The sequence below is a fragment of the Mycobacterium sp. genome (assembly GCF_035603715.1).
Taxonomy (GTDB): domain Bacteria; phylum Actinomycetota; class Actinomycetes; order Mycobacteriales; family Mycobacteriaceae; genus Mycobacterium.
Genome location: NZ_DATNJW010000185.1, coordinates 1 through 3021, shown reverse-complemented (window position 1 = coordinate 3021; position 3021 = coordinate 1). Strand labels below are relative to the sequence as shown.

The 3021-nt window shown below is 66.4% G+C and carries 3 protein-coding genes and 1 pseudogene; all 4 read left to right on the top strand.

Translation table 11 applies throughout. The features are described 5' to 3' along the window. Nucleotides 1-210, top strand: a pseudogene (locus VN856_RS07955) (elongation factor P); the annotation flags it as partial. Next, nucleotides 207-677, top strand: coding sequence for a transcription antitermination factor NusB (gene nusB / locus VN856_RS07950; protein ID WP_325687807.1), 471 nt, complete (start codon nt 207-209; stop codon nt 675-677). The pseudogene VN856_RS07955 and the gene nusB, both read left to right, overlap by 4 nt. Then, a complete protein-coding gene (locus VN856_RS07945; RefSeq protein ID WP_325687805.1) occupies nt 674-1030 on the top strand; it encodes an antitermination protein NusB in 357 nt (118 codons plus the stop codon). The genes nusB and VN856_RS07945 overlap by 4 nt, the downstream gene beginning before the upstream one ends. Nucleotides 1031-1130: 100 nt before the next feature. Next, on the top strand, nt 1131-3021 hold a 1891-nt coding region (locus VN856_RS07940), incomplete at its 3' end, for an amino acid decarboxylase (RefSeq protein ID WP_325687803.1).

The following is a 3021-nucleotide window of genomic DNA, read 5'->3' as shown; positions in this document are numbered from 1 at the left end:
GCGCCGCTGTACATCGAGCTGCCGGTGACCGTCGAATTGGTGGTCACGCACACCGAGCCGGGTCTGCAGGGTGATCGATCCAGCGCCGGCACCAAGCCGGCGACCGTCGAGACAGGCGCCGAGCTCCAGGTTCCGCTGTTCATCAACACCGGCGACAAGTTAAAGGTCGACTCCCGCGACGGCAGCTATCTGGGACGTGTCAACGCGTGAGCCGGCCCGTCCGGGGACGGCACCAGGCGCGTAAGCGCGCCGTCGACTTGTTGTTCGAAGCCGAGGCTCGCGGATTGACCCCGGCCGAGGCGGCCGACGCCCGGACCGCATTGGCGGCGGCCAAATCTGATGTGGCGCCGCTGAACCCGTACACGGTGACGGTGGCGCGCGGCGTCACCGAGCACGCGGCGCACGTCGACGACTTGATCGCGTCGCACCTGCAGGGCTGGACGCTGGAACGGCTACCCGCCGTGGACCGGGCCATCCTGCGTGTCGCGGTGTGGGAGCTGCTGCACGCCGACGACGTGCCCGCGCCGGTCGCGGTCGACGAGGCGGTCGAGCTGGCCAAAGAGCTGTCCACCGACGACTCGCCCGGGTTCGTCAACGGGGTGCTGGGCCAGGTGATGCTGGTGACACCGCAGATCCGGGCAGCCGCTCAAGCGGTTCGGGACGCCGGCGATTCATGACCCGGCTGGAGCTGCGCGCTCTGATCGCCGCCATTCTGGCGGCGACGGTGATTCTGGGCGCGGTGATGTGCGCGGCCTACGGGCAGGCGGCGATCGCGGCGGCGCTGGCGATCTATGCGCTCGGGGTCGGCGCTTGGCTGTATCACTCGATCGAGCGTCTCGTGCTGGCCCGTCGCATCGAGACGGTTCGCACGGCCGTCACGCCGTTTCGGCCATTGCTTCCGGTGATGGCCGCGATCATGGCGTTGACGCAAGCCGTTGTGCGATCGCTGTCCGACGCCACCGAGGTCGCACCACGCCGCTGGATTCCGATCACCCGCGGTCGGAAACTCGACGACGACTTCGAGGCCTGAACCCGGGTTGGCGGCGAGAGTCCGGTGTGGCAGTTGGGGCAATCCGGGTACAGGTGACAAAACGCCCGCATCGCTGTCGACGGAGGGACACACTGAGGTGATGGACCGAGACGGCAGGCACCCGAGGCGGCTGTGTGTTTCCGCGCTGGCGGCGGTGGCCAATCCGTCGTATTCGCGCATCGACACCTGGAACCTGCTCGACGACGCATGCCATCAGTTGGCCGTGGTGGACCGCGCGGGGATGGACACCAGCCACGAAGTCGCCCGGGTGCGGCGTCTGCTCAACCGGCTCGGCGCTTACGAGCGCTATTGGATCTACCCGGGCCCGGAGAACCTCGCGGCGTACTGCGGCTATCTAGATCAGCTCGCCACGGTCAGCCTCGCCGAGCAGGTGTCACTGGCCGTACGGTTGCTGTCCGAATACGGCGACCGCGCAGCGCTGTTCGACACCTCGTCGTCGCTGGCCGATCAGGAATTGGTGGCCCGCGCCAAGGAGCAGCAGTTCTACACCGTCCTGCTCGCCGACGACGCCCCGGTCAATGCGCCCGAAGGGCTCGCGGAGAGCCTGCGCGCGGTCCGCGACGTCGGCGACGATGTGCAGTTCGAGTTGCTGGTGGTCTCCAGCGTTGAAGACGCCATCACCGCGGTCGCGCTGAACGGCGAGATCCAGGCGGCGATCATTCGGCATGACATTCCGCTGCGGTCTCACGACCGGGTGCCGCTGATGACCACACTGCTCGGGCGGAACGACGACGTGATCGCCACCGACCGCACCCACGACTGGGTCGAGTGCGGCGAGTGGATCCGCGAACTGCGGCCACACATCGACCTCTACCTGCTCACCGACGAGTCAATCGCCGCCGAGGCTGAGGACCAATCCGATGTCTACGACCGCACCTTCTATCGGCTCAACGACGTCACCGACCTGCACACCACTGTGCTCGCCGGTATCAGGAACCGTTACTCCACACCGTTTTTCGACGCGCTGCGGGCCTACGCGGCACGGCCGGCCGGTCAATTCCATGCGCTGCCGGTCGCCCGCGGTGCCAGCATCTTCAACTCCAAGACGCTGCAGGACATGGGGGAGTTCTACGGCCGCAACATCTTCATGGCCGAGACCTCGACCACCTCGGGTGGATTGGACTCGCTGCTGGACCCGCACGGCAACATCAAAAAGGCGATGGACAAGGCCGCGCATACCTGGAACTCCAACCAGACCTACTTCGTCACCAACGGAACGTCGACCGCGAACAAGATCGTCGGGCAGGCGCTGACCCGGCCGGGCGACATCGTGCTGATCGACCGCAATTGCCATAAGTCGCACCACTACGGCCTGGTGCTGGCCGGAGCGTACCCGCTCTACCTGGATGCCTACGAGCTCCAGCCGTTCGCGATCTACGGCGCCGTCTCGCTGCAGACCATCAAAAAAGCGCTGCTCGAATTGGAAGCCGCCGGGCAGTTGGGCCGGGTGCGCATGTTGTCGCTCACCAACTGCACGTTCGACGGCGTCGTCTACAACCCGCGGCGGGTGATGGAAGAGGTGCTGGCGATCAAGCCGGACATCTGCTTCCTGTGGGACGAGGCGTGGTACGCGTTCGCCACCGCCGTGCCGTGGGCGCGGCAACGCACCGCGATGATCGCCGCCGAACAACTCGAATCGATGCTCTCGTCACCGGCTTACGCCCAGGAGTATCTGCAGTGGAAAGAGTCGATGCAGGGGATCGACCGCAGTCAATGGGGTGAGCACCGGCTGCTTCCCGATCCCAGTCGGGCCCGGGTCCGGGTCTACGCCACGCACTCGACGCACAAGTCGCTGTCGGCGTTGCGACAGGCGTCGATGATCCACATCCGCGACCAGGACTTCAACTCGCAGTCTCGCGATGCATTCGGCGAGGCGTTTCTGACCCACACCTCGACGTCGCCCAACCAGCAACTGCTGGCGTCGCTGGACCTGGCCCGCCGGCAGGTCGACATCGAGGGCTTCCAGATGG